Source organism: Enterobacter sp. V89_11 (assembly GCF_029967775.1).
Taxonomy (GTDB): Bacteria; Pseudomonadota; Gammaproteobacteria; order Enterobacterales; family Enterobacteriaceae; genus Enterobacter; species Enterobacter ludwigii.
In genome coordinates this window covers 55,229-81,871 of sequence record NZ_JASCAN010000010.1, presented here as the reverse complement: position 1 = coordinate 81,871, position 26,643 = coordinate 55,229, and the positions used below count along the sequence as shown (strand labels likewise).

Annotated in this window: 23 protein-coding genes; 17 read left to right on the top strand and 6 right to left on the bottom strand. The window is 57.3% G+C overall.

What is annotated here, in order from left to right:
• Positions 1-144: 144 nt before the first annotated feature.
• On the top strand, positions 145-1,341 hold the full coding sequence (locus QLG09_RS10190; RefSeq protein ID WP_049022805.1) for an MFS transporter: 1,197 nt from the start codon (positions 145-147) through the stop codon (positions 1,339-1,341).
• Positions 1,342-1,379: 38 nt separating this feature from the next.
• Here the strand turns inward: QLG09_RS10190 and QLG09_RS10185 are convergent, their stop codons facing one another.
• A complete protein-coding gene (locus QLG09_RS10185; protein ID WP_014169916.1) occupies positions 1,380-2,369 on the bottom strand; it encodes a 2-hydroxyacid dehydrogenase in 990 nt (329 codons plus the stop codon).
• Positions 2,370-2,621: 252 nt separating this feature from the next.
• On the opposite strand from QLG09_RS10185, the gene QLG09_RS10180 reads away from it, so the two are divergent.
• From QLG09_RS10180 to QLG09_RS10165, 4 genes are all read left to right on the top strand, one after another.
• Positions 2,622-2,945 carry a hypothetical protein gene (locus QLG09_RS10180; protein WP_049022804.1) on the top strand — a complete coding sequence of 108 codons (324 nt, stop codon included), beginning with the start codon at positions 2,622-2,624 and terminating at the stop codon, positions 2,943-2,945.
• A 217-nt stretch (positions 2,946-3,162) separates the two neighbouring features.
• Positions 3,163-5,802 (top strand): YdbH family protein, encoded by a 2,640-nt coding sequence (locus tag QLG09_RS10175; RefSeq protein ID WP_049022803.1) that lies wholly within the window; start codon positions 3,163-3,165, stop codon positions 5,800-5,802.
• Positions 5,799-5,990 (top strand): YnbE family lipoprotein, encoded by a 192-nt coding sequence (locus QLG09_RS10170; protein ID WP_014169918.1) that lies wholly within the window; start codon positions 5,799-5,801, stop codon positions 5,988-5,990. The genes QLG09_RS10175 and QLG09_RS10170 overlap by 4 nt, the downstream gene beginning before the upstream one ends.
• Positions 5,991-5,997: 7 nt before the next feature.
• Complete coding sequence (locus tag QLG09_RS10165) at positions 5,998-6,315, top strand: YdbL family protein (RefSeq protein WP_014169919.1); 318 nt, start codon at positions 5,998-6,000, stop codon at positions 6,313-6,315.
• Here the strand turns inward: QLG09_RS10165 and feaR are convergent, their stop codons facing one another.
• A complete protein-coding gene (feaR, locus tag QLG09_RS10160) occupies positions 6,316-7,224 on the bottom strand; it encodes a transcriptional regulator FeaR (protein WP_049022802.1) in 909 nt (302 codons plus the stop codon).
• A gap of 241 nt (positions 7,225-7,465) precedes the next feature.
• Between feaR and QLG09_RS10155 the strand changes: the two genes are divergently transcribed.
• On the top strand, positions 7,466-8,965 hold the full coding sequence (locus tag QLG09_RS10155) for an aldehyde dehydrogenase family protein (RefSeq protein WP_014169921.1): 1,500 nt from the start codon (positions 7,466-7,468) through the stop codon (positions 8,963-8,965).
• A 41-nt stretch (positions 8,966-9,006) separates the two neighbouring features.
• Here QLG09_RS10155 and QLG09_RS10150 read toward each other — a convergent pair whose 3' ends face one another.
• The 4 genes from QLG09_RS10150 to paaZ form a co-directional block, all read right to left on the bottom strand.
• Positions 9,007-10,113: a membrane-associated sensor domain-containing protein gene (locus tag QLG09_RS10150; protein ID WP_025204287.1), complete on the bottom strand. Its 1,107-nt coding sequence runs from the start codon at positions 10,111-10,113 to the stop codon at positions 9,007-9,009.
• 74 nt (positions 10,114-10,187) lie between these two features.
• Positions 10,188-12,161 (bottom strand): alkyl sulfatase dimerization domain-containing protein, encoded by a 1,974-nt coding sequence (locus QLG09_RS10145; protein WP_049022801.1) that lies wholly within the window; start codon positions 12,159-12,161, stop codon positions 10,188-10,190.
• A 167-nt stretch (positions 12,162-12,328) separates the two neighbouring features.
• Positions 12,329-14,605 carry a primary-amine oxidase gene (gene tynA / locus QLG09_RS10140; RefSeq protein ID WP_282488876.1) on the bottom strand — a complete coding sequence of 759 codons (2,277 nt, stop codon included), beginning with the start codon at positions 14,603-14,605 and terminating at the stop codon, positions 12,329-12,331.
• A 165-nt stretch (positions 14,606-14,770) separates the two neighbouring features.
• Positions 14,771-16,810, bottom strand: a complete 2,040-nt coding sequence (gene paaZ / locus QLG09_RS10135; protein WP_272755030.1) for a phenylacetic acid degradation bifunctional protein PaaZ — start codon at positions 16,808-16,810, stop codon at positions 14,771-14,773.
• Positions 16,811-17,094: 284 nt separating this feature from the next.
• On the opposite strand from paaZ, the gene paaA reads away from it, so the two are divergent.
• The 11 genes from paaA to paaK are packed head-to-tail and all read left to right on the top strand — an operon-like array spanning position 17,095 to position 26,609.
• Positions 17,095-18,024 (top strand): 1,2-phenylacetyl-CoA epoxidase subunit PaaA, encoded by a 930-nt coding sequence (gene paaA / locus QLG09_RS10130; protein WP_014169925.1) that lies wholly within the window; start codon positions 17,095-17,097, stop codon positions 18,022-18,024.
• A gap of 11 nt (positions 18,025-18,035) precedes the next feature.
• Positions 18,036-18,323, top strand: coding sequence for a 1,2-phenylacetyl-CoA epoxidase subunit PaaB (gene paaB / locus QLG09_RS10125; protein ID WP_003857353.1), 288 nt, complete (start codon positions 18,036-18,038; stop codon positions 18,321-18,323).
• 8 nt (positions 18,324-18,331) lie between these two features.
• The gene (paaC, locus tag QLG09_RS10120) at positions 18,332-19,078 is read left to right on the top strand and encodes a 1,2-phenylacetyl-CoA epoxidase subunit PaaC (protein ID WP_025204284.1); all 747 of its coding nucleotides are present in this window, start codon (positions 18,332-18,334) and stop codon (positions 19,076-19,078) included.
• Between the two features lie 14 nt (positions 19,079-19,092).
• Positions 19,093-19,590, top strand: coding sequence for a 1,2-phenylacetyl-CoA epoxidase subunit PaaD (gene paaD, locus QLG09_RS10115; RefSeq protein WP_183516389.1), 498 nt, complete (start codon positions 19,093-19,095; stop codon positions 19,588-19,590).
• Between the two features lie 7 nt (positions 19,591-19,597).
• A complete protein-coding gene (gene paaE, locus QLG09_RS10110; RefSeq protein WP_282488873.1) occupies positions 19,598-20,668 on the top strand; it encodes a 1,2-phenylacetyl-CoA epoxidase subunit PaaE in 1,071 nt (356 codons plus the stop codon).
• Entirely contained in the window at positions 20,665-21,432 is a 768-nt protein-coding gene (gene paaF / locus QLG09_RS10105; protein WP_014169929.1) for a 2,3-dehydroadipyl-CoA hydratase PaaF, read from the top strand. The genes paaE and paaF overlap by 4 nt, the downstream gene beginning before the upstream one ends.
• The gene (paaG, locus tag QLG09_RS10100) at positions 21,432-22,220 is read left to right on the top strand and encodes a 2-(1,2-epoxy-1,2-dihydrophenyl)acetyl-CoA isomerase PaaG (RefSeq protein WP_025204280.1); all 789 of its coding nucleotides are present in this window, start codon (positions 21,432-21,434) and stop codon (positions 22,218-22,220) included. The genes paaF and paaG overlap by 1 nt, the downstream gene beginning before the upstream one ends.
• 1 nt (position 22,221) lies before the next feature.
• Positions 22,222-23,649: a 3-hydroxyacyl-CoA dehydrogenase PaaH gene (gene paaH / locus QLG09_RS10095; protein ID WP_020884241.1), complete on the top strand. Its 1,428-nt coding sequence runs from the start codon at positions 22,222-22,224 to the stop codon at positions 23,647-23,649.
• Positions 23,639-24,061, top strand: a complete 423-nt coding sequence (paaI, locus tag QLG09_RS10090; RefSeq protein ID WP_020884240.1) for a hydroxyphenylacetyl-CoA thioesterase PaaI — start codon at positions 23,639-23,641, stop codon at positions 24,059-24,061. The genes paaH and paaI overlap by 11 nt, the downstream gene beginning before the upstream one ends.
• The gene (gene pcaF / locus QLG09_RS10085) at positions 24,061-25,266 is read left to right on the top strand and encodes a 3-oxoadipyl-CoA thiolase (RefSeq protein WP_020884239.1); all 1,206 of its coding nucleotides are present in this window, start codon (positions 24,061-24,063) and stop codon (positions 25,264-25,266) included. Before paaI ends, pcaF begins: the two co-directional genes overlap by 1 nt.
• Positions 25,267-25,292: 26 nt before the next feature.
• A complete protein-coding gene (gene paaK, locus QLG09_RS10080; RefSeq protein WP_014169934.1) occupies positions 25,293-26,609 on the top strand; it encodes a phenylacetate--CoA ligase PaaK in 1,317 nt (438 codons plus the stop codon).
• The last annotated feature ends 34 nt before the right edge of the window (positions 26,610-26,643 follow it).

Here is a 26,643-nt window from a genome sequence, read left to right as displayed (position 1 = left end):
ATAAAAAGAGTTTGCCGCGGCAGAAGAGTGGAGAGGTCATTTTAGCTTCAACACGCTCCGGTATACTGCATCGTGATTTTAACAGGGCGTCGAACGTACAGGCCGTCGCTAACAGAGCCAGCCAATATGCAAAAGGCAGGAAGTATGTCTCTTCGTTCACTGCGGGCGTTGTGCCTGACAAGTTTTTTCATTGCTGATGTTCGCGATGGCCTCGGGCCCTTTCTCGGCATCTTCCTGACGGAACGTCACTGGACCCCGGATGATATCGGCATCCTGATGACCGCCGGGGGGCTGGCGGGATTACTGGCAACGCTGCCGGCGGGATTTATTACGGATACCTCCCGCAATAAGCGTTCGGTTCTGGCACTGCTTTGTATCGCCATTACGCTGAGTACGCTGCTGCTCTGGTTTAGTCAGCAGAGCGGCGTCGTCGCCGTCTCGCAAATTATCACCGGTATCTGCGCGGCGTTTGTGGGGCCACTGATTGCGGGTATTACGCTGGGTCTGACGGGCCCGAGCGGGTTTAGCGCGCAGATGGGGAAGAACGAGGCGTTCAACCACGCCGGCAATTTCCTGACGGCGGTGATTGCAGGCGGCATTGCCTGGTTCTGGGGCGTCGGGGGCATTTTCCTGCTGATGACCTGTACGACGCTTCTGACGTTGTGCGCGCTGCTTGCCATTCGTCATACAGATATCGACAACGATGCGGCGCGGGGGCTGACCTCTTCAGACCGTCAACCGGTCCCCGGCGTCGCGGTGCTGATTAAAAACCGGGCGCTGTTGATAACCGGGCTGACGCTGCTGCTGTTCCATCTGGCCAATGCCGCACTGCTGCCGATGCTGAGCATGAGGGTTGCTGCGGCACCGGCAACCATCAATCCCGGATTATTTGCGGCGGCCACCGTCATCATTTCTCAGGCGGTGATGATCCCCGTCGCCATGGGGGTGGCAGGTCGAATTGAGCGCTACGGTTACTGGCGTTTCATCATGCTGGCCCTGCTTATTATGCCCGTTCGGGCGGCACTGGCAGCCTCCACAGACGCCCCGTTGATGATGATCCCGGTACAAATTCTTGATGGTCTGGCCGCGGGGATCCTGGGCGTTGTCGTGCCGTCGTTTATCGTGGTGCTGTTGCGCGGGAGTGGGCACGTGAATGCCGGGCAGAGCGTGGTCATGCTGATGCAGGGTGTCGGGGCAGCAATGAGCCCGGCGTTAACCGGCACGATTGCCGGTCATTACTCTTTTGCGACGGCCTTTAGCGTGCTCAGCGCCATTGCGCTGCTGGCTGTCCTGCTCTGGTGGCGCTTTGCTCACCGGTGCTGGAAACCAGACCGGGCGTAGCTGGCCGGGCAGGGCAGAGCCGCACCCGGCATATAGATTTACACGATAGCGTTAGGGCACTCTTCACCCTTTTCCAGCTGCTGCAAGTTCCCCAGCGTGGTTTCTGAAATGCTGATCAGCGCTTCGGCAGTCAGAAACGCCTGGTGTCCGGTGAACAGGACGTTATGGCAGGCAGACAGACGGCGGAATACGTCGTCCTGGATCACGTCATTAGATTTGTCTTCAAAGAACAGATCGCGCTCATTCTCATACACGTCCATCCCCAGCGCGCCAATCTTCTGGGTCTTCAGCGCTTCAATAGCGGCCTGGGAATCAATCAACCCGCCGCGGCTGGTGTTGATGATCATCACGCCATCTTTCATCTGGTCAAACGCCGCCTGGTTGAGCAGGTGGTAGTTTTCCGGCGTCAGCGGACAGTGCAGGGAGATAACGTCAGACTGTGAAAACAGCGTCGGCAGGTCGACATATTCCACGCCCAGATCCAGCGCGGCAGCGCTTGGGTAAGGATCAAACGCCAGCAGACGCATACCAAACCCTTTCAGAATGCGCAGGGCGGCGACGCCAATCTTACCGGTACCGATAACGCCCGCGGTTTTACCGTACATGGTAAAGCCGGTCAGCCCTTCCAGAGAGAAGTTGGCGTCACGGGTACGTTGATAAGCACGGTGAATACGACGGTTCAGTGACATCATCATACCGATGGCATGTTCCGCGACCGCTTCCGGAGAATATGCCGGGACGCGGACCACCTTCAGCCCCAGCTCTTTTGCGGCATCAAGATCTACGTTGTTGAAACCAGCGCAGCGCAGGGCGATATATTTCACGCCCTGTTTTTTCAACTCTTCCAGCACCGGACGGCTGCCATCATCATTCACAAAAATGCAAACGCCTTCACAGCCGTGCGCCGTTTTGGCGGTTTTTTCGGACAGCAGAAAGTCGAAAAATTCAAGCTCAAACCCGTAAGCCTCGTTAACATGTTGCAGATACTTTTTGTCGTACTGCTTTGTGCTATATACCGCGAGTTTCATAAGACTTTCTCCAGTGATTTTGCATTCACGTTAGCATGATTAAAATTATCTTACAATTTCTGAAATATTATTGAATTCAATTAGTTCTATCAATTATTTTAGAGCATCTTTACCCGTTAACTCTATGATATTCAATCTACAACCCTGCTTAAGTATAGATTTGATGCACCCTGGGGCGGAGGTGTCAGAAGGTGGGCGAAGTGGAAGCGTTACAGGATGGCAGATGTACCAGATTGCTAAAGAGAATTGATTATGTCACCACAACTTGAGTTATCCCTAAACCCACCTATGTGGCCCGCTTTTTGCTATTTTATTGTATCTATTGCAATTTTTGTCCTCCTGTATCTGGGGAAGATAAAAATCAATCGACTCCGCAAATACCCTCTCTTCATTGCTTATACATTGCTCGTGATTGCAGTCGCTGCCGTACAGATAAACATTTTTGCGAATGGGCATGAGTTTGTGAATGGATTTTTGCACATAGATTTTGATCCTTTTCTATATGACTCGGTGTACTGGGGTTCCCTGGTTTTTGCGATGGTTTACCTGCTGGCAATGCCGCGCAACAAATTCTAACTTTTGACGCTACAACGCTGAAGGTCGTCTTGAAATATAGCCTAACCCATTGAATTTAAGATGACTTATTGACGTTAAGTATAATAAAATTTTTAGCGCATACGGTCAGAGCATCTATCCTTAAATTTGGCATTCTCTTCAACTGACTGGCTAAACATGCGACAATGATCGGCACTGTCGGCTTAATTCTTTCGCTAAATCAGGATATTAACTGCCCATGAGGGGTACATACAAAGCCGCAATTGCGCTCTTACTGCTGTTCATTCTGGTGCCGCTGACGCTGCTGATGACCCTTGCCCAATGGGTACCAACCCTTGCCGGGATCTGGCTTCCTGTCGGGACACGCATCGCCTTTGAACAAAGTCCCAGACTCACGCGTCATGCCCTGATCATCCCCGATCTTAGCTATCTTGTGGATGACTGCGAAATTGCCCGAGTCGATAACGCGACCCTGTCGCACCCCAGCCGCTGGAAACTGGATATCGGCGCGCTCGAACTGAACTCCGTTTGCCTCAATAAAATTCCCCAGTCCGCACCGTCCACGGTCGCGCCCAAAACGCTGGTGCAGTGGCAGGCGGTGTTACCGAATACCTGGCTTACTGTCCATCGTCTGACGCTCTCGCCCTGGCAGCAGTGGCAGGGAGAACTTCAGGCGTCGCTGACGCCCGCGCGTCAGGAGATTGCCTACAAAGGTGAGCAGGTCAGTATTAAAGGGATGCTCCGCGGTCAGACCCTCTCTGTCACCCAGTTCGATGTACAACTTCCCGACCAGCCACAGCCGATAAAACTGGTGGGACAATTCACCCTGCCGCTGGTGCCGGACGGCGTGCCGGTTAAAGGCCATGCGGTTGCGACCTTTAACGTGCCACAGTTAACCTCGCTGGTCGATGCCGATCTCGACTGGGAAGCCAATCAGGGGCAACTGGTGGTCATGGCGCGGGATAACCCCGATCCGCTGCTCGATCTGCCTTGGCAAATAACCGCGGAACAGCTGAATATCAGTGACGGACGCTGGAACTGGAACCTTTCCGGCATGCCGCTGAGCGGGCGCGTTGGCCTTCGTGTCGATAACTGGCAGGCGGGGCTTGAGAAAGCGACCCTGACCGGGCGTCTGAATGTGCTCACTCAAGGGGATGCGGGGAAGGGCAACGCGGTACTGAATATCGGACCGGGCAGGCTCAGTATGGAACAAAGCGACATGCCGCTTCATCTGAGCGGCGAGGCGAAACATAACGACCTGGTGCTCTATGCCAGACTGCCGGCAAAACTGACCGGAAGCCTGTATGAACCGCAGCTCTCCTTTGAGCCGGGCGCGCTGCTGCGCTCACGTGGTCGCATTATCGATTCACTGGATATTGATGAAATTCGCTGGCCGCTGGCGGGCGTCAGGCTGACCCAAAAGGGTGTCGATGGACGCCTGCAGGCCATTTTGCGGGCGCACGAGAACGAGATGGGTGATTTTGAACTGCATCTGGATGGCCAGGCCAGTGACTTTTTACCCGACAACGGCCTGTGGCAGTGGCGCTACTGGGGCAAAGGGGGCTTCACCCCAATGAATGCGCGCTGGGATGTTGCCGGAAAAGGCGAATGGCGCGACAAACTTATTGAGCTGACCGCGCTTTCAACCGGTTTCGACCAGCTCAAGTACGGTGCCATGGAGGTCAGTAAACCCCGTCTGGTGCTGGATAACCCGGTGCGCTGGTATCGCGATCCTGACAAGCCGACGTTCAGCGGAGCGCTGTCGCTGAATGCCGGGCAAACCCGTTTCAGCGGCGGCAGCGTATTGCCGCCGTCGGTGCTGACCTTCAGCGTAGACGGAACAGACCCGACACTGTTCCAGTTCAAGGGCGATCTGCATGCCGATGCTATCGGACCGGTACAGGTGAACGGACGCTGGGACGGGGAACGCCTTCGCGGGCAGGCCTGGTGGCCGAAACAATCGCTCACCGTGTTCCAGCCGTTGATCCCGCCAGACTGGAAAATGACGCTGCGTGACGGCGAACTGTATGCGCAGGTGGCCTTCTCGGCCGCCGCGGGTCAGGGCTTTGAGGCGGGCGGTCACGGCGTACTGAAAGCCGGTAGCGCCTGGATGCCAGACAACCAGATCAACGGCGTCGACTTTGTCCTGCCGTTCCGGTTTAGTGAGGGCACCTGGTCGCTGGGAACGCGCGGCCCGGTAACCTTACGGATTGGCGAGGTGGTAAACCTGGTGACCGCGCGGAATATCACGGCGGACCTGCAGGGTGACTACCCCTGGAGTGAGGCGAACCCGCTTCTGCTCACCAATGTGAAGGTGGAAACCCTCGGCGGAAAAATCACCATGCAGCAGTTGAGGATGCCGCAACACGATCCGGCGCTGCTGCGGGTAGACAATATCTCCTCCAGCGAGCTGATCAGTGCCGTTAATCCTAAGCAGTTTGCGATGTCTGGCCCGGTGAGCGGGGCGCTGCCGTTCTGGCTGGACAATGAAAAATGGATCATCAAAGATGGCTGGCTGACCAACCCCGGCCCGATGACGCTGCGTATCGATAAAGACACGGCGGACGCCATCGTAAAAGATAATATGGTGGCGGGAGCCGCAATTAACTGGCTGCGCTATATGGAAATTTCTCGCTCGTGGACAAGAATCAATTTAGATAATCTGGGTGAATTAACCATGCAGGCGACCCTTAAGGGAACCAGCCGGGTAGAGGGTAAAAGCAGCTACGTTAATCTGAACTATACCCATGAAGAGAATGTCTTTACCCTCTGGCGCAGCCTGCGTTTTGGAGACAACCTGCAAACCTGGTTTGAGCAACACGCGGCAATACCTGGTATCCGCAGTTCGACTGGCAAGGAAAGTGAGGAACAACAATGAAAAAGATGGCTGGTGTGCTCACCGTTGCCGTTGCCGCGCTACTGACCGGCTGTACGCCGCGCATTGAAGTCGCCGCGCCGAAGGAGCCGATTACCATCAATATGAATGTCAAAATCGAACATGAGATCCACATCAAGGTCGATAAAGACGTTGAAACCCTGCTGAAATCACGCAGCGATCTGTTCTGAGGATGCCATGAAACGATTAGCTCTGATGTTACTGGCGCTCGGCATGAACGTGCAGGCGGCAACGCTGACCTTAAATGACGCCCGGACGCAGGGGCGCGTGGGGGAAACCCTGAGCGGTTATCTTGCGCCAATCAAACAGGATGCGGAAACCCTGGCGCTGGTCAATCGCATTAACGCCGCGCGCACGGAAAGCTATCAGAAGCTGGCTGACAGCAACAATCTGCCGGTGGACGAAGTGGCGAAAATGGCAGGGCAAAAGCTGGTTGCCCGCGCCCAGCCGGGCGAGTACGTGAAAGGCATCAACGGGAAATGGCTGAAGAAGTAGTTAGCGAAAGCGCTTACGATATTCGCCAGGCGAGACGCCAAAACGCTGCTTAAAGGCGGTTGAAAAATGGCTATGGTCGGAAAAGCCCCAGCTGTAGCCAATGCCCGCCAGCTTTTCATCATCGCTGGCGGAGCGCAACACTTGTGCGCACAGGTCGAGACGGCGGTTTTTAATGTACTGGGCGACCACCAGCCCCTTATCAGCAAACATGCGGTAGAGGCTTCGCACCGACATCCCGCTCTGTGCGGCAATCCATTCTGGTCGCAGTGATTCAGACTGAATATGATCGTCAATCAATGACAGCACATTGCGGAACAGGCGTTCTTTACGTGGCTGAGCCACGTCGCGCTGCTGGAACGCGGGGCGAAGCAGACAGATCATCGCTTCCAGCGCCGCTTCACTCTCCCGGTCACTCAGATCGGCATTCCCCATACTTTCCATCAGCAGGTGGTGGCTTAACTGAACGGTGGGCAGCGTGCGCGAAAGGGGGAGCGCGCAGCTTACCTCCTGAAAACGACACTGTTGCTCAATAATCTGGCGCGGAACCAGCAGCGAAATCTGGCGGGATTTTTCATGCCAGGCAATGGAGCACGGGCGGGAAGCATCAAGCAGCGTGATATCGCCGGTCTTCAGCACCGCGCGGCGGTCGTCCTGTTCAATCTCCGCGCTGCCCTCCAGCTGAAATACGGTGTAGAACCAGGCATCGTTACTGTCGTTAATCTCATGGCGGGAGCGGAACAGGTTAACGCCACCTGCGGTTACGGTGCTTAACTTCAGGCTACGGGCATAGCTGGTTTCCAGCTCGCCGACGAATTCCCCCTCCAGCGGACGCGCATTAAAACGCCCGCAGACCTGGTTAATTTGTGCCAGCCACTGTTGATACTGTTCCTCTTCGCTTGCACACGCCATCGCTTATCTCGCTGCACCGTCAATGTTTTTGCATTGTTGCATTTGTGTTGCATTTTGTCAGAGCTATGAGGCTGACTATAGGAAAGAACACTCACCGGTAACAGCGTTATAAGACGGAATTATCACGATTTGCGGAGCCTGTCACAGGTGGCAAAGCGAATGTCACAGAGACAAAAGCGAGAATCCAAAACCCCTCTTAGACTGCATTAACACCCTGCGAATAAAAACGAAGGAGTACCCTATGTCTGAATCTCAGGTAGCCGTTCAGCCTGCCGTACAGCAGTTTTTAGACCGACATCATGGCCTGTGGATTGAAGGGCGTCAGGCCGCGTCGGACAGTGAAAAGCGGCTCAATGTCTATAACCCGGCAACGGGCGACGTCATCGCCTCCACCGCCGATGCCAGCGTTGATGATGTCGACCGCGCCGTGATGTCCGGCTGGCGTGCGTTTGTTGCCCGTAGCTGGGCCGGAAAATTACCGGCAGAGCGTGAGCGTATCCTGCTGCATTTCGCCGATCTGGTTGAGCAGCACAGCGAAGAGCTGGCCCAGCTTGAGACGCTGGAGCAGGGGAAATCCATTCATATCTCCCGCGCCTTTGAAGTGGGCTGTACCCTGAACTGGATGCGCTATACTGCAGGGCTTACCACGAAAATTGCCGGTAAAACCCTCGACCTCTCCATCCCCTTACCGCAGGGGGCCCGCTATCAGGCGTGGACGCGCAAAGAGCCGGTTGGCGTGGTGGCCGGGATTGTGCCGTGGAACTTCCCGCTGATGATCGGGATGTGGAAAGTCATGCCTGCGCTGGCGGCGGGGTGTTCCATTGTCATTAAGCCTTCAGAAACCACGCCGCTCACGATGCTGCGCGTGGCGGAACTGGCAAGTGAAGCGGGCATCCCCGACGGGGTGTTTAATGTGGTCACGGGAAGCGGTGCGGTGTGCGGTGCCGCGCTGACCTCACATCCGCATATTGCCAAAGTGAGCTTTACTGGCTCAACGGCGACAGGCAAGCAAATTGCCCGCGCGGCGGCGGATACGCTCACGGGGGTGACGCTGGAGCTGGGGGGTAAAAACCCGGCTATCGTGCTGAAAGATGCTGACCCGGCCTGGGTAATTGAAGGCCTGATGACCGGCAGCTTCCTGAACCAGGGGCAGGTTTGTGCGGCGAGCTCCCGTATCTATATTGAAGCGCCGCTGTTTGACACGCTGGTCAGCGGGTTTGAACAGGCGGTGAAATCCCTGAGCGTCGGGCCGGGCATGTCGCCGGAGGCGTTCATCAACCCGCTGGTCTCGCGCGCGCACTGCGATAAAGTGCAGACCTTCCTCGACGAGGCAAAATCGCGCAATGCGGAGTTGATCACCGGTAACCGGGGGCCGGATGGCAAAGGTTATTACGTGTCGCCGACGCTGGTGGTGAACCCGGATGCCGCGCTGCGACTCACCCGCGAAGAAGTGTTCGGCCCGGTGGTCAACCTGGTGCGCGTCGCGGATGGCGAAGAAGCGCTGGCGCTGGCCAACGACACCGAATATGGGCTGACGGCCAGCGTCTGGACGCAAAATATCAGCAAGGCGCTGGAATACACCGACCGGCTGCAGGCGGGAACCGTCTGGGTGAACAGCCATACGCTGATCGACGCCAACCTGCCGTTTGGCGGCATGAAGCAGTCCGGCACCGGGCGCGATTTCGGCCCGGACTGGCTGGATGGCTGGTGTGAAACCAAATCGGTGTGTGTACGGTATTAAAACAAAGCGTGTCGGGCTGGCGCAACGTCCACCCGACACGGCTATCGTGACCAGCGGTCCCGTCCGGCCGCTTTCGCCCGGTACAGCGCCTCATCGGCGCGGGCGATAATCTCCGTCCCCGCCAGACCCTCTGCCATTCCTGCAATGCCCATGCTTACGGTGACGCGATCGCTGACTTTTGAGGCATCGTGCGCAATTGCCTCCGCGCGCAGGCCGTCCTGAATACGCATGGCAACTTTTTCGGCTGTGTTTTCCGGGCAATCAAAGAGGATCACCACAAACTCTTCACCGCCGTAGCGAGACACGACATCGTCAGGTGTTCGCACCGACTGCCGGAGCACCTGCGCCACGCGGGTCAAGCATTCGTCACCGGCCTGGTGACCATAGGTGTCGTTGTAAAGTTTGAAATAATCTATATCCAGCATAATCAGCGAGAAGGCTTTTTTCTGCTCAACGGCATTCTCCAGCACCACTTCCATCTTGCGACGGTTGGCGGTCTGGGTTAACGGATCCTGATGCGCCAGCGCTTCCAGCCGCGAAATCAACAGCTGGTTTTGCTGGTTACGTCGCCAGGCTTCATCAAACCAGCTTATCAGGATGAAACGCCCGCAGAGCAAAATCAGCGTAAAGACGGTCCAGACGGCGGCAAAGTGAAGGTTGACACCATCATTGAGTACCCAGCTTGCGACCGGTAGCGTGACCCAGAGCGGGATCACGAAGGAGAGTAACCCACGGGGGTAAAAGTAGAGCGCCGTCAACCCGGCGAGTAACAGAATCGCGCACAGGGGCCAGACGTGAGGCAGCAACAGATCGGTGATAAACCAGAAACAGGATATCGACCAGATGACGCTACAGAAAAAGAGCACCACGCTGATGCCGGCAATACGTCGCCAGGCCATGATGATTAACGCGGCTGACAGAATAATAATGCCGAACATCGAGGCATCGATAAACTTCAGCAGAGGCAGCGACCGGAGGTAGAGGGGGTCGTCGGGCTTAAGCGAGACGTGGCGCAGCAGGATCATCACGGCGAAGCTGATGTTGACGAATGCCAGCCACGGCAGGTTCATCGCCAGCCCGTGCATGACCATCGCCTGACGCGTCGGCCAGGCAGCCCGCTCTGGCGTCGTTTTTTTTCTTTTTTCCATAAATGCTCTTTACCCTTTCCTGGGAGCAAGTGAAGCAGGAACGGGCGGAAGGACCGCCCGTCTGTTTTGCACCGTTACGGTGTCACAATATTAAACCAGAAATCGAACTTATCCATATAGCCAAGCATGGCGTCCAGTTTGGCACTGTCACCGCTGATCTTGATATCGCCACTGTCCTGCGCCTGTTTCAGCGTGACTTCTTTCAGGATAATTTTATTCAGGGTATCACGGTTCAGGGTAAGCGTAGCGTCAGCGTCTTTCGCTTCGGCATTTGGCGTGTGGTTCAGCACGCCGTTTTCCAGTTCAAGTTTGTATTTGCCGCCATCGCTGCCCAGATCGATGTTAAACACCGATTTGGCATCGCCGGCTTTTTGGCCATTGATATGAACGGCAAGGTAGTCGAAGAACATCTCTGGCGTCATCGCTCGAACGGTATCCGGGCTGGCGGTGTTCGGTGTCGGGCCTTTCACCACGCCGTTACGCAGCTCTTGCGCGCCGGTCAGGTAGAAGTTGCGCCACGGGCCGGATTCCGCCTGATAACCCAGCTGTTCCAGCGCATCTGCTTCCAGATTACGCGCGGCCTGATTGTTCGGGTCGGCAAACACCACTTTACTCACGACCTGCGCCACCCAGCGATAGTTGCCCTGATCAAAGTCAGTTTTCGCTTTGTTCAGAATGGCCTCCGCGCCGCCCATATACTCAACGAATTTCTTCGCAGCCTCTTCAGGAGGCAGTTCATCCAGCGTGGCGGGATTACCGTCGAACCAGCCCAGATAGAGTACATAGGTGGCTTTAACGTCATGGCTGACAGAACCGTAGTAACCGCGGTTAGCCCAGGTATGGGCGAGGGAATCCGGGAGTTTGAAATTAGCGGCGATTTCATCACGCGTCAGGCCTTCATTCGCCATGCGTAACGTCTGGTCGTTGATGTAACGGTAGAGGTCGCGCTGGCTCTTCAGCAGTGCGACGACATTATCATTGCCCCAGGTTGGCCAGTGATGCTGTGCCATGATGATGTCGGCTTTATCGCCCCAGCGCACAATCGCCTGGTTAATATATTTTGACCAGGGCAGCGGTTCACGAATTTTTGCGCCGCGCAGCGAGTAGGTGTTATGCAGCGTATGGGTCACATCCTCTGCGGATTCAATGATTTTTTTCTCTTCGATAAACCAGAGCATCTCTGAAGGCGCTTCAGAGCCGGGGGCCAGCATAAAATCGTAGGTCAGCCCGTCAATGACCTCTTTTTGTCCGTCTTTTTCAATGATGTTAGTCGGCGCGATAAGGGTGACGGTACCGGCGGACGTGGTCGTCCCCAGACCCGCACCCACTTGTCCTTTTGCATCAGGCTTCAGCAGGTTGCCATACATATAACTGGCGCGACGACTCATAACGTTGCCCGCCATGATATTTTCCGCAACCGCCGCCTCCATAAATCCGGAAGGGGCATAAACTTTTACCTTGCCAGCCTTCACGTCTGCTTCATCAACCACACCCCGCACACCGCCATAGTGGTCAACATGACTGTGGGTATAAATCACCGCCACGACCGGTTTTTGGCCGCGATTTTTGTAATAAAGATCCATGCCGACTTTGGCGGTTTCTGCTGAGACCAGCGGATCGACGACGGTAATCCCTTCTTTGCCTTCGATGATGGTCATATTTGACAGATCGAGATTGCGGATCTGATATACCCCTTCGGTAACTTCAAACAGACCGCTGATATTAATCAGCTGGGATTGACGCCATAAACTGGGGTTTACCGAATCCGGCGATTTATCACCTTCTTTAATAAATGAATACTGTTGGGGATCCCAGATGACATTGCCTTGTTCGCCTTTGATAACGTCCTGAGGAAGTGGAGCGATAAATCCTTTATGGGCATTGGTAAAATCAGTGTTATCGGAGAAAGGAAGCTGGTTAAAAAGGGCATTGTTGGCTTGTTGTGTTGCGGCAGACGCGTCCTTTGGTGCTTCCGCCGCATAAGAGGGACTGTTGGACATGATCATTCCAGCCAGCACGAAACTTCTGACAATCAGATTCAATTTCATTTAAAACCTCTCAGAGAAAGTACTACGTCGTTTGTGAAAACTTCGCGTCCTGGCTGAAAATGTTTCAAAAGATGCAATCGGAATGAGTGGAGTAAAATAACTATAATCAGGATGAGATATTCAGCAAATAAACGAATAAAAAACCGGGCATTACGCCCGGTCTGTTTTTATTTCTGCGCGTCTTTTTTCCTGCCGAGTGTCGGCGTTTCGTCGAAGAAGTTCCACGGTTTGAGCAGGGTATGCACCCATTCCGTAGGCATGATTGGCCACTCTTCGGCGCGCGCGACGTGGGTTGTGCCGGTGGTCATCCAGACGACGTCATCCTGATCGTTTAGCGACTCGTTATCTTTGCTGTATTTGCCAAGCCCCGTATCGTGGGTTGAGCGGTTTGGGAATTTGCCCTCCGGGTACATCTCATCCGGATGGTAACGCGTGACCCACAGCTGTTTATCCATAAAGCTCAGGCGGTGATAGATCCACTCGTCCGGGGCGAACTTCGCGCCGGTCGCCACCGGGTGCGTCCCCCCGGCGTAAGGGATTATCTGATACGAAATTGGGTTCCCCATGCGGTTCTCTTTGCTGGTGTTGCTCAGCAGACGAATGGTGCCCGGGTCAAATTTCTGCGCCGCCTGCTGCTCGGTATCAATAGCGTACTGATTGATCTGCATGGTGCTGGTTCGCGGGCCGCCGGCGGTGTTCGGTTTCACCTGTGGATCCATTGCCACCAGCGTGTTGTTGATGCCATCCACATCCATATCGAGACGGAAGTTATAGATGTGCTGGTGGGTGGTCCCGACGATGTTGTGATCAATTAATGTGCCGTATCGGGTATCGTCTTTGGCAGTAGGGTCATGCATCGTTTTCGCCTGTACGCCTTTCACCGCCTCAATCCCCGTTGCACCGGCATCAATCCCGATGGTGCCATTTTCGTGGAATACCCAGTCGAAAATGTAGTCGTAGTTGCCAACGGTGCTCACCCAGCGAACCACCAGCTCGCGCCGCTCGGTACTGACGTTAGGCTGACCCATCTCCTGGTGTTTATATTCCGGTCCTGCGTAGCGTTCAAAAATGGCGATGGCGCGGGGGATCTCCATCGGCGCACCGGTGTAATCGGCAATGGTTTCATTGAGCATCACGGCGTTGGACGGCACGTCTTTGCCGCGCACCAGCGGAGAGGTCAGGGTGCCCATACCATAGTCGCCGGAATCCAGATAGGCTTTAAAGTACCAGCCCACGTCAGGGTCACCGTAAGGGACGATCATCCCGCCCAGGGAGCCCTGATACATAATCTGGCGTTTTTTGCCGTTATCATTGTAGGTGACGGTCGAAATCATTGGGCCCACGCGGGAATCCAGACTCAGATGGAAATCCCAGTTCTGCCAGTGAATCATATCGCCGGTGATGGTGTAGTTTTTGCCTTCCGGCTCAATGATGTCGAGCGGCTTTTTCGGCGTGTTGATGCGGTCACGTCCATCATACGGACGCGGCGTCATCGGCACCGGCACAACGGCACCTTCTTCAATCTTCTGAATCTTCTTCTGCTCAAGGTCGACCACTGCCACCAGGTTCTCAATCGGGTGCGCCCAGTAGTTGCCGTCGCCCACGTCCAGATAGCTCACCACTTTCAGCAACCGGTCTTCCTGTTTCAGGCCATCTTTGCCGTCAAAATAGCCGACGGTCAGTGGCGTGGTGATCACTTTCTTCGTATCGGTAATGCCGCGCTTTTTCAGAACCTCGGCAAACTCTGCACTCTCGTTGATGATCTGCTGAACGGTCGCAAAATCATCCAGCAGCACCATGCCGTGGGCATCTTTAACGGCGTCCCAGCGCAGGATCTTTTTATCCTTCAGGTCCACCAGACTTTCAATAACGTGTTTCCCTTCCAGCATGGTGATGTTCGCCTGGCGGGGAGAGTCGACCGCCGTGCCGTTGAGCACAAAGTCCCACACTTTGGCTTTCTCGGGTTCGGCCAGGGCTATCTGGGTAAAGCGGGTGTTCGGTTTAAAATCCGCAGAGCCTTTCACAATCTCCACGGCTTGCTTAATTTCGTCAGCCGTTAGCGCGTTTAACGGGTGAGGGCGTTTTTCAACCTGGAAGGTCTGGTCGAGACCCGACTGGAAAACGTCGTTGATGAAGGTCTCGGAGATGAACGCTTTTTTGCCTTTCATGACCACCGGCACCTGCAGCGTGAGGGTTTTGCCGTTCACAATAGCGGTTTTCGCGCCGGGCTTGACCTTCACATATGCCCCGTCCTTTGCAATGGTGGACATCTGTGCGTAATCATCCCACTGCACATCGGCGCCAAACGCCTGCAGCGTTTTGTCCATCGGGACCATATGCGCCTCACTGCCGTGTGCGAAAACAGGTGATTGCCAGGCGCAACACAGCGCAACGGCCATAGCCAGTGCCGTTCTACGGGCAGAAAAAGAAGAATTGCTTCCCATCGTAGACCTCATCTTGTTGTGTTTATTGTGTTGTGACAGCCTTATCCTGACAGGCGCCCGAGAAAAGCGTTTGCCTGCATCTGCCAGGTTATTTGTTGGTCTTGCCAGGTTAAAAAAAGACCGGGGCAATATCACACCCCGGTCAACGTGCGAGAGAGGAACGTGTCAGAAGTCGCCGTGCTGGCGAGCCACCAGCGTCAGGATGGAGTAGAGCGCGACCGCCTGCTGGTGCTGGTTAAAGATCTCAACGGCCCATTCGACCACGCCGGTCGGCTTCTCATCGGCGGTCCGTTGTTTCTTGAGCGTTTTACGTTTACAGGTGAGGCGCACCTGAATGGTATCGCCCGGCTTAACCGGTTCGATAAAGCGCAGGTTTTCCATGCCGTAGTTGGCAATCACCGGCCCAACGCCGGCATCAACAAACAGACCCGCCGCGGCAGAGATCAGGAAGTAACCGTGTACCACCCGTTCGCCAAAGATGGATTCTGCCGCGCCGATTTTGTCCATATGGGCGTAGAAGTGATCGCCGCTCAGGCAGGCAAAGTTAACGATATCGGCTTCCGTCAGGGTGCGGCGCGGGGTCAGCAGGCTGTCGCCCGGCTGCAGTTCTTCAAAGTATTTCCGGAACGGATGAACGCGATCTTCCTGAACCGCAGCACCCCGTACCCACTGTTTGCCGATGGCGGCAAGCATGGTCGGGCTGCCCTGAATGGCGGTGCGCTGCAGATAGTGCTTCACCGCACGCAGTCCTCCCAGCTCTTCACCGCCACCGGCGCGGCCAGGACCGCCGTGCACCAGCTGCGGCAGCGGAGAGCCGTGTCCGGTGGACTCCCTGGCGGATTCGGCGTTAAGGATCTGAATTCGTCCGTGCGCCCGCGCCGCGCCGGCAATAAACTGGCGGGCGATAGCCGGGTCGGCGGTGACCAGCGTACCGGCCAGACTCCCGCCACCCGCCCGTGCCAGCTGCATCGCGTGGTCTGAATTGCGGGAGGGCATCAGCGTGGCGACCGGCCCGAAGGCTTCGGTGCAATGCACGGCGGGGGTTTCATCTGGCTGTGGGCAGAAAAGCAGCGTCGGCGGGAAGAATGCCCCCGCAGCCTGCAGATCGGCTTTTCCGCCGAGTCTGACCTGGCAACCCGCCGCAATCAACAGATCGACTTTCTCCTGCACGTCCGCGCGTTGCTCGCCGTTCACCAGCGCGCCCATCTTCACCCCGTCCTCTGCCGGGTCGCCGACGACCACGTTTTGCAGCCGCGCGATCAGCGCCTGGCTGACGGCATCCATCTGATCCTGAGGCACAATTATGCGGCGGATGGCGGTACATTTTTGCCCTGCCTTGGCGGTCATTTCGCGTACCACTTCGCGAATAAACAGCGCGAATTCTGGCTGTTCCGGCGTCACATCCTCACCCAGAACGCAGCAGTTGAGGGAGTCGGCTTCCATGGTAAAGGGAATGGAGTTCGCCACGATATTCGGGTGAATGCGCAGGCTCTGGCCGGTGCTGGCGGAGCCGGTAAAGGTCACCACATCCTGGCTGTCGAGATGATTCAGCAGATCGCCCGCGCCGCCGCAGACAAGGCTGATAGCACCGTCCGGCACCAGACCGCTCTCCACAATCGCTTTCACCATCGCCTGCGCGACCTGCGCGGTGGCGGTGGCGGGTTTGATAATGGCAGGCATCCCCGCAAGCCAGGTGGGCGCCAGTTTTTCCAGCATTCCCCAGCACGGGAAATTAAAGGCGTTGATATGGACCGCCACGCCCGATTTTGACGTCAGTACGTGACGCGCAGCAAAGCCGCCTTCCTTCGACAACGGGATCAGCTCATCTTCCGGCCAGAGTGTGTCATCAGGCAGCTCGCGACTCCCCAGGCTGGCATAGGTGAACAGCGTCCCGATCCCACCCTCAATATCCACCCAGCTATCCGCTCGGGTCGCCCCGGTCTGGGCAGACAGGGCATAGAACGTCTCTTTCTCACTAAGCAGATGTTTCGCCACCGCCTTCAGCATGGCGGCCCGGTCGATAAAGGTCATGGCGCGCAGGGCTTCGCCGCCACGCGCGATCGCATAGCGACGTGCATCCGCCATGTCCAGCCCTTCGCTGGTCACGGACCACAGCGCTTCGCCACTGATGGCGTGATGGATAGTACGTTCGCGGCCCCGGCCAGACTGCCAGGTGCCGGACAAGAAGCTGGCTAACTGCTGCATCGCTTATCTCCAAGTGTTACGTAATTTCACTATCAATAGTTTAATCATGAATCATAAAAAGCAAGCTGAGTTTTAATGAATTGTTAACATTGTGATCCAGCGTAATGAAGTGGAAGGCCGGAAGCCCCGTTGTGCAGGCCTTGTGCAAAAAGCCTTGCGAGCACCATCACAAAATAGGGAAACATTTCTTGGGGTTATATTTAACCTTTGTGTAACTTTTAAAAAATGAAGTGATTCAGTATTTCACTTTAGGTGGCAAATAATCGAATCATAAAGGTGATGACGTGACGCAAGAACAACGCTTTGAGCAGCGCATAGCGCAGGAGACGGCGATTGAGCCTCAGGACTGGATGCCTGATGCCTATCGTAAGACGTTGATCCGCCAGATTGGTCAGCACGCGCACTCCGAAATTGTCGGCATGCTGCCGGAAGGAAACTGGATCACCCGCGCGCCGACGCTGCGCCGCAAAGCGATCCTGCTGGCGAAAGTGCAGGACGAAGCCGGGCACGGTTTGTACCTCTACAGCGCGGCCGAGACGCTGGGCTGCGCGCGGGAAGACATCTACCAGAAGATGCTCGACGGCAAGATGAAATACTCCTCCATCTTCAACTACCCGACCCTGAGCTGGGCGGATATCGGGGTGATCGGCTGGCTGGTGGACGGTGCGGCGATCGTCAACCAGGTGGCGCTCTGCCGTACCTCATATGGCCCCTATGCCCGCGCGATGGTGAAAATCTGTAAAGAAGAGAGTTTCCACCAGCGTCAGGGCTTTGAAGCCTGTATGGCGCTTGCGCAGGGGAGTGACGCCCAACGCCAGATGCTGCAGGACGCCATTAACCGCTTCTGGTGGCCCGCTCTGATGATGTTCGGCCCAAACGATGACAACTCGCCGAACAGCGCTCGCAGCCTCGCCTGGAAAATCAAACGCTTCGGCAATGACGAACTTCGCCAGCGCTTTGTCGACAACACGGTTCCGCAGGTAGAAATGCTGGGTATGACGGTTCCGGATCCTGACCTGCGTTTTGACGAAGAGAGCGGTCACTACCGCTTTGGCGAGATCGACTGGCACGAGTTTGATGAGGTCATTAACGGGCGCGGTATCTGTAACCACGAACGTCTGGCTGCCAAACGTAAAGCCTGGGAAGACGGGGCGTGGGTGCGTGAAGCCGCACTGGCGCACGCGGAAAAACAACACGCCCGCAAAGTGGCTTAAGAGGAAACACGATGAGCAATGTCTACTGGCCGCTGTACGAAGTGTTCGTACGCAGCAAACAAGGGTTGTCCCACCGTCATGTGGGAAGTCTGCATGCCGCCGACGATCGCATGGCGCTGGAAAATGCGCGTGATGCCTATACCCGTCGCAGTGAAGGCTGCTCTATCTGGGTGGTGAAGGCGAGCGAGATTGTCGCCTCTCAGCCGGAAGAGAGCGGCGAGTTCTTCGACCCGGCGGAAAGTAAGGTTTACCGCCATCCTACGTTTTACACCATCCCTGATGGCATCGAGCACATGTGAGGTCAGGGATGAAAACATTATCCGCATATGCCCTGCGTCTGGGCGACAACGGTCTGGTGCTCTCCCAGCGTCTGGGCGCCTGGTGTGGTCACGCGCCGGAGCTGGAAATCGATCTCGCGCTCGCCAACATCGGTCTCGACTTGCTGGGGCAGGCGCGCAATTTCCTGACCTATGCCGCAGAGCTGGAAGGTCAGGGCGATGAAGACACCCTGGCGTTTGGGCGTGATGAACGCCAGTTTCACAACGTGTTGCTGGTGGAACAGCCTAACGGCAGTTTCGCCGACACGCTCGCGCGCCAGTACTTTATGGATGCCTGGAACGTAGCGCTGTATGAACGCCTGACCCACAGCAGCGACAGCCAGCTTGCCGCCATCGCCGCGAAAGCCATTAAAGAGGCGCGCTACCACCTGCGCTTCAGTCGTGGCTGGCTGGTGCGTCTGGGTGACGGAACGGAAACATCTTCACAGCGTATGCAGCAGGCGGTCGACACCCTGTGGCGGTTTACGGCCGAGCTGTTTGAAGCCGATGACGTCGAGCTGGCGTTGATTGCCTCCGGCGTCGCGGTTGATCCGCGCGAGCTTCGTCAGCCGTGGGAGCAGGAAGTGTTTTCCGGTTTGCAGGAGGCCACCCTGAGCGTGCCGTCGGAAGTGGCGTATCGCACGGGGGGCAAGCGCGGGCTGCATACCGAACATCTCGGCCCAATGCTGGCAGAAATGCAGTATCTCCAGCGCGCCCATCCGGGTCAGCAGTGGTAAGTACGGAGGTTAAGATGCAGCGTTTTGCCGGGATTGCACCCGCGGAGATCCCTCAAATCTGGTCGTTGTTAAGCCAGATCCCGGACCCGGAAGTGCCGGTGTTAACCATCACCGATTTAGGCATGGTGCGTAGCGTATCGGCGCAGGGCGAAGGCTGGGTTATTGGCTTTACGCCAACCTATTCAGGCTGCCCGGCGACGGAACATTTGCTTGGCGCGATTCGCGAGGCGATGACCGCACACGGCTTTACGCCAGTGCATATTGTGCTTCAGCTCGAACCGGCCTGGACCACCGACTGGATGGCGGCGGATGCGCGTGAACGCCTGCGCGCATATGGCATCAGCCCACCGGTGGGCCACAGCTGCCACGCGCATGCCCCGGCCGAGGTGAGTTGCCCACGCTGTGCCAGCACACATACCTCGCTTATCAGTGAATTTGGTTCGACGGCCTGCAAAGCGCTTTATCGCTGCAACGACTGCCGTGAGCCTTTCGACTATTTCAAATGTATTTGAGGTTGCCATGACAACGTTTCATTCATTAACAGTGGCAAAAGTGGAACCCGAAACCCGCGACGCGGTGACCATCACTTTCGCGGTACCGCAGGCGTTGCAGGACGCCTATCGCTTTCGTCCCGGACAACACCTGACCCTGAAAGCGAAGCTGGGTGAGGATGAGCTGCGTCGCTGCTACTCTATCTGCCGCAGTACCGCGCCGGGTGAGATCAGCGTAGCGGTGAAAGCCATCGAGGGCGGACGTTTTTCCCGCTATGCCCGGGATGAGATCAAACAGGGCATGGTGCTGGAGGTCATGGTGCCGCAGGGCCAGTTTGGTTACCAGCCGCGCGCCGACCGGGAAGGGCACTATCTGGCCATTGCCGCGGGTTCAGGCATTACCCCAATGCTGGCCATCTTATCCGCCACGCTCGCCACCGAGCCGAACAGTCATTTCACCCTGATCTACGGCAACCGCAGCAGCCAGAGCATGATGTTTCGCGAGGCGCTTGCCGATCTGAAAGACAAATACCCGCAGCGTCTGCAGCTGGTCGCCATCTTCAGCCAGGAGGTGCTCGACAGCGATCTGCTGCATGGACGTATCGACGGTGAGAAGCTGCAGGCGCTGGCAAAAACCCTGATCAACTTCCGCCAGTACGACGAAGCCTTTATTTGTGGCCCGTCGGCCATGATGGACGATGTGGAAGCGGCGCTGAAAGCGATGGGGATGCCAGAGAAATCGATTCACCTTGAGCGTTTTAATACGCCAGGCTCGACCGGCAAACGCACGGTCAGCGTGCAGGCTGAAGGGCAGAAAGTCACCGTGCGTCAGGACGGTCGCGACCGGGAAATTACCCTCACGGCAAACGATGAAAGCATTCTTGATGCCGCCCTGCGTCAGGGCGCCGACCTGCCGTATGCCTGCAAGGGCGGCGTATGCGCGACCTGCAAATGCAAAGTGCTGCGTGGCAAAGTTGATATGGCGACGAACTACAGCCTTGAGCCAGACGAACTGGCAGCCGGGTATGTGCTGAGCTGTCAGTCGCTGCCGTTAACCGCTGACGTGATCGTCGATTTCGACTCCAGGGGGATGGCATGAGCGAACTGATGGTCACCCGTCATGGTCGTGTCCTGCAGCTGACGCTCAACCGTCCGGCGGCACGCAACGCGCTGAATAACGCCCTGTTAGAGCAGATTGCTGACGCGCTCGACGCCGCTGCGGCCGATCGCGATCTCTCCGTTTGCGTGATTTACGGCAACGCACGCTGCTTTGCTGCCGGCGCAGATCTCAACGAAATGGCGGAGAAAGACCTGCCTGCCACCCTGAACGATATCCGTCCCCAGCTGTGGGCCCGGATCAACGCCTTCAATAAACCCCTGATTGCCGCCGTCAACGGTTTCGCGCTGGGCGCGGGCTGCGAGCTTGCGCTGCTGTGCGACGTGGTGATTGCCGGGGATAACGCCCGTTTTGGTCTGCCGGAAATTACGCTCGGGATCATGCCCGGGGCGGGCGGTACGCAGCGCCTGATTCGTAGCGTGGGCAAATCGCTGGCCAGCAAAATGGTGCTGACCGGGGAGAGCATTACCGCGCAGCAGGCGCAGCGCGCCGGGCTGGTCAGCGATGTGTTCCCGGCTTCATTGACGCTGGAATATGCCCTGAAACAGGCGGCGCTGATGGCTCGACACTCACCGCTGGCGCTCCAGGCGGCGAAGCAGGCGCTGCGCCAGTCTCAGGAGGTTTCCCTGCAGGCCGGACTGGTCCAGGAGCGACAGCTGTTTACGCTGCTTTCAGCGACTGAAGACCGGCGAGAAGGCATCGACGCATTCTTACAGAAACGTACCCCCGACTTTAAAGGACGCTAATCGTGGAATTTATTCTCAGTCATGTAGAACAAGGCGTGATGACCCTGACACTGAACCGTCCGGAGCGTCTGAACAGCTTTAACGACGTGATGCATCAGCAACTCGCTGAGTGCCTGAAGCAGGCCGAGCGCGATGACACCATCCGCTGTCTGCTTATTACCGGGGCGGGGCGCGGCTTCTGCGCGGGTCAGGATCTTAATGACCGCAACGTCGACCCTAACGGTCCGGCGCCGGATTTGGGAATGTCCGTGGAGACGTTCTACAACCCGCTGGTTCGCCGTCTTGCGACGTTGCCGAAACCGGTGATTTGCGCGGTCAACGGCGTGGCCGCCGGGGCCGGGGCCACGCTGGCACTGGGGTGTGACATGGTCATTGCCGCCCGTTCTGCCACCTTTGTGATGGCCTTCAGCAAGCTCGGATTAGTGCCGGACTGCGGGGGAACATGGTTCCTGCCGCGCGTCGCCGGGCGCGCCCGCGCAATGGGACTGGCGTTGCTCGGAGACAAACTCAGCGCCGAACAGGCACACGCCTGGGGGATGATCTGGCAGGTGGTGGATGACGAACACCTCTCCGCCACGGCCCAGCAGATGGCGCTGCACTTTGCTTCTCAGCCCACCTTTGGTCTGGGGCTGATTAAGCAGGCGATTAACGCGGCAGAGACCAACACCCTCGACGCCCAGCTTGACCTGGAGCGGGATTATCAACGTCTGGCCGGTCGCAGCGACGACTACCGGGAAGGGGTCAGCGCCTTCCTTGCCAAACGCGCACCGACATTCACGGGGAAATAAGATGGCGATCACGGTTCGTACTGTCGCCGTCATTGGAAGCGGCACGATGGGCGCGGGAATTGCGGAAGTCGCGGCGAGTCATGGGCATCAGGTTCTGATGTATGACATTGCTTCAGACGCGATTTCACGCGCGATTGACGGGATCCGCCAGCGTCTCGCCTCCCGGGTGACTCGCGGAAAACTTTCCGCCGATGCTGGCAGCCAGATACTTGCCAGGCTGCTGCCGGTAACGGATATCGAAGCGCTCGCCGCGGCAGATCTGGTGATTGAAGCCGCGTCTGAGCGTATCGACGTCAAAAAAGCGCTATTTGCGCAACTGGCTCAGATTTGCCCACCGCAGACCTTGCTGACCAGCAATACCTCCTCCATTTCTGTTACGGCGATTGCGGCGGATGTTCACCATCCGGAACGCGTCGCGGGGCTGCATTTCTTTAATCCTGCACCGGTAATGAAGCTGGTCGAGGTGGTGAGCGGGCTGGCGACATCGCCCGAAGTGGCCGATGCGCTGTGCGAGCTGGCGCTGAACTGGGGGAAACAGCCCGTTCGCTGTCAGTCAACGCCAGGGTTCATCGTCAACCGCGTTGCGCGTCCGTTCTATTCTGAAGCCTGGCGCGCCCTGGAAGAGCAGGTCGCCGCGCCAGAAGTGATTGATGCCGCGCTGCGCGACGGCGGCGGTTTCCCGATGGGACCGCTGGAGTTGACCGACATGATTGGTCAGGACGTCAACTTTGCGGTGACCTGTTCCGTGTTCAATGCCTTCTGGCAGGAACGTCGTTTCCTGCCGTCGCTGGTGCAGCAGGAACTGGTGCTGGCGGGGCGGCTGGGCAAAAAAAGCGGGAAGGGCGTTTACGACTGGCACGGTGAGATACCGGCTGTGCCGTGGCTTGATGCAGTAAACGACAGCTTTACCCCCATGCGTGTGCAGCGAAGAGGTGACGGTGTCACGGAAATAGATGAGCTCCTGTTGATTGAAACCCAGGGGGAGACCGCTCAGGCGCTGGCCCGGCGTTTTCACTGTCCGGTCGTGGTGATTGACCGCATTGAACGCGACGTGGCGGTGATCGCAGCCGCATCGGATAACCCGCATACCGCCACGCAAAAAGCCGTCTGGTACCTGCAACAGCAGGGACACCGGGTACTGCGCATTGCCGATTACCCCGGTCTGCTGGTCTGGCGGACGGTGGCGATGATCGCCAACGAAGCGCTGGATGCGCTGCAAAAAGGGGTGGCCAGCGAGAAGGATATCGACACCGCCATGCGCCTCGGCGTGAATTACCCGAACGGGCCCATTGCCTGGGGTGAGCGTCTGGGCTGGCAACGGCTGTTAACGCTGCTGGAGAATTTGCAACGCCATTACGGCGAAGAACGCTATCGCCCTTGTTCACTGCTGCGCCAGCGTGCGCTTCTGGAGAGTAGCTATGAGTCATAACGCCTGGCATAACGCCCGCACTATGTATGAACAGGACGCCTGCGCCCAGGCGCTGGGGATCGACATCATCGACATGGACGATGGCTACGCGGTAGTGACGATGACCATCACCCCGCAGATGCTCAACGGCCACAAAACCTGCCACGGAGGACAGCTGTTTTCACTGGCCGATACCGCTTTTGCCTACGCCTGCAACAGCCAGGGGCTGGCGGCAGTGGCGTCAGGCTGTTCAATCGATTTTCTGCGCCCGGGGTTTGCCGGCGACACGCTGACCGCCACCGCGCGGGTTAAGCATCAGGGCAAACTGACCGGCGTGTATGACATTGAAATTCAGAACCAACAACAGAAAACCGTTGCCCTGTTTCGCGGAAAATCTCACCGCATCGGCGGCAGTGTGACAGGAGAAGCCTGATGCGTGACGCTTTTATTTGTGATGGCGTTCGAACCCCGGTGGGGCGCTATGGCGGGGCGCTGGCCAGCGTTCGCGCCGACGATCTCGGCGCGGTGCCGCTGCGTGCGCTGCTGGCCCGTTATCCGCAGCTCGACCTCGAGCGGATTGATGATGTGATCTTCGGCTGCGCCAACCAGGCGGGGGAAGATAACCGCAACGTGGCGCGTATGTCGCTGCTGCTGGCCGGACTGCCTCAGACGGTCTCCGGCACCACGCTGAACCGCCTGTGCGGTTCGGGTCTTGACGCGATTGGCTTTGCCGCGCGGGCAATCAGGGCGGGCGATGGCGACATGCTGCTTGCAGGCGGCGTCGAGTCAATGTCCCGGGCGCCGTTTGTAATGGGTAAAGCCACGGCGGCGTTCCAGCGTCAGGCGGAGATTTTCGACACCACACTCGGCTGGCGATTTGTGAATCCGCTCATGCATCAGCAATTCGGAACTGACAGCATGCCGGAAACGGCAGAGAATGTAGCTGAATTGTTAAATATCAGCCGGGCCGATCAGGATGCTTTCGCGCTGCGCAGCCAGCAGCGTACTGCTCAGGCGCAGCAGAACGGCATTCTGGCGCAGGAGATTGTGCCGGTGCAGGTGCCCGGCAAAAAAGGAACGATTACGGAAGTTTCGGTAGATGAGCATCCCCGTGCTGATACCACGCTTGAACAACTTGCCGCGCTGAAAACACCGTTTCGCAAGAACGGTGTCGTGACGGCGGGTAACGCCTCCGGTGTAAACGATGGCGCTGCGGCGTTGATTATCGCCAGCGAGTCGATGGCGCACGCGCAAGGGCTTGTCCCGCGCACGCGGATCGTGGCGATGGCTACCGCTGGCGTGGAGCCACGTCTGATGGGCTTAGGACCGGTGCCAGCCACCCGCAAAGTGCTGGAACGTGCCGGGCTCAGCATCAACGATATGGACGTGATTGAGCTTAACGAAGCTTTCGCTTCTCAGGCGCTGGGCGTGTTACGTCAGTTGGGATTGCCGGATGACGCTGAACACGTCAACCCGAACGGAGGGGCCATTGCGTTGGGCCACCCGCTGGGCATGAGCGGTGCCAGACTGGCGCTGGCCGCGAGCAATGAATTGCATCGACGCAACGGGCGCTATGCGCTGTGTACGATGTGCATCGGTGTGGGTCAGGGCATTGCCATGATCCTTGAGCGTGTTTGAGCGAATAACAGTGTGAGTACCCTACAATGACAAATACAACAAAGCTTGATCCGATCGAAACGGCCTCCATTGACGAATTACAGGCGCTGCAAACCGAGCGTCTGAAATGGACGCTGCATCACGCCTATAACAACGTTCCGATGTACAAACGCAAGTTTGACGCCGCGGGCGTTCACCCTGACGATTTTAAAACGCTGGAAGATATCCGTAAGTTCCCGTGCACCACCAAGCAGGACCTGCGTGATAACTATCCGTTCGATACCTTTGCCGTACCGATGGAGCAGGTGGTGCGTATTCACGCCTCTTCCGGCACCACCGGAAAGCCAACCGTCGTCGGTTATACCCAGCATGACATCGACAACTGGGCCAACCTGGTGGCCCGTTCTCTGCGCGCCGCGGGCGGCAGTGCGAAAGACAAAATTCATGTGGCCTATGGATATGGCCTGTTTACCGGAGGACTGGGCGCGCACTATGGCGCAGAGCGTTTAGGGGCGACTGTTATCCCGATGTCCGGCGGCCAGACGGAGAAACAGGCGCAGCTGATCCGCGATTTCCAGCCGGACATGATCATGGTGACGCCATCCTACTGCCTCAATCTTATCGAAGAGCTGGAGCGCCAGATGGGAGGCGATGCCAGCGCCTGCTCCCTGCGTGTGGGGGTATTTGGCGCAGAGCCGTGGACGCAGGCCATGCGCCGCGAAATCGAGAAACGTCTGGGGATCACCGCGCTGGATATCTATGGGCTTTCCGAGGTCATGGGGCCAGGCGTGGCGATGGAGTGTATCGAAACCGCCGACGGTCCGACCATCTGGGAAGACCATTTCTATCCGGAGATCGTCAACCCGAACGACGGTACGCCGCTTAATGATGGCGAGCAGGGCGAACTGCTATTCACCACGCTGACCAAGGAGGCGCTGCCGGTTATTCGTTATCGCACCCGCGACCTGACGCGCCTGCTTCCTGGGACCGCCCGCACCATGCGTCGTATGGACAGGATCAGCGGTCGCAGTGACGATATGCTCATCATCCGCGGCGTCAACGTCTTCCCGTCCCAGCTGGAAGAGGAGATCGTGAAGTTCGAACACCTCTCCCCGCACTACCAGCTGGAGGTCAATCGCCGCGGTCATCTTGATTCACTTTCCGTGAAGGTGGAGCTCAAAGAGAGCAGTCTGACCCTGACCCACGAGCAGCGCTGCCAGGTGTGCCATCAGCTGCGCCATCGGATTAAATCGATGGTCGGGATCTCCACCGACGTGATGATTGTCAACTGCGGCAGTATCCCGCGCTCAGAGGGCAAAGCCTGTCGGGTGTTTGATTTGCGTAAAGTTGCGGCTAACGGTTGAGCTTCCCTCATCCTAACCTTCTCCCCAGAGGGGG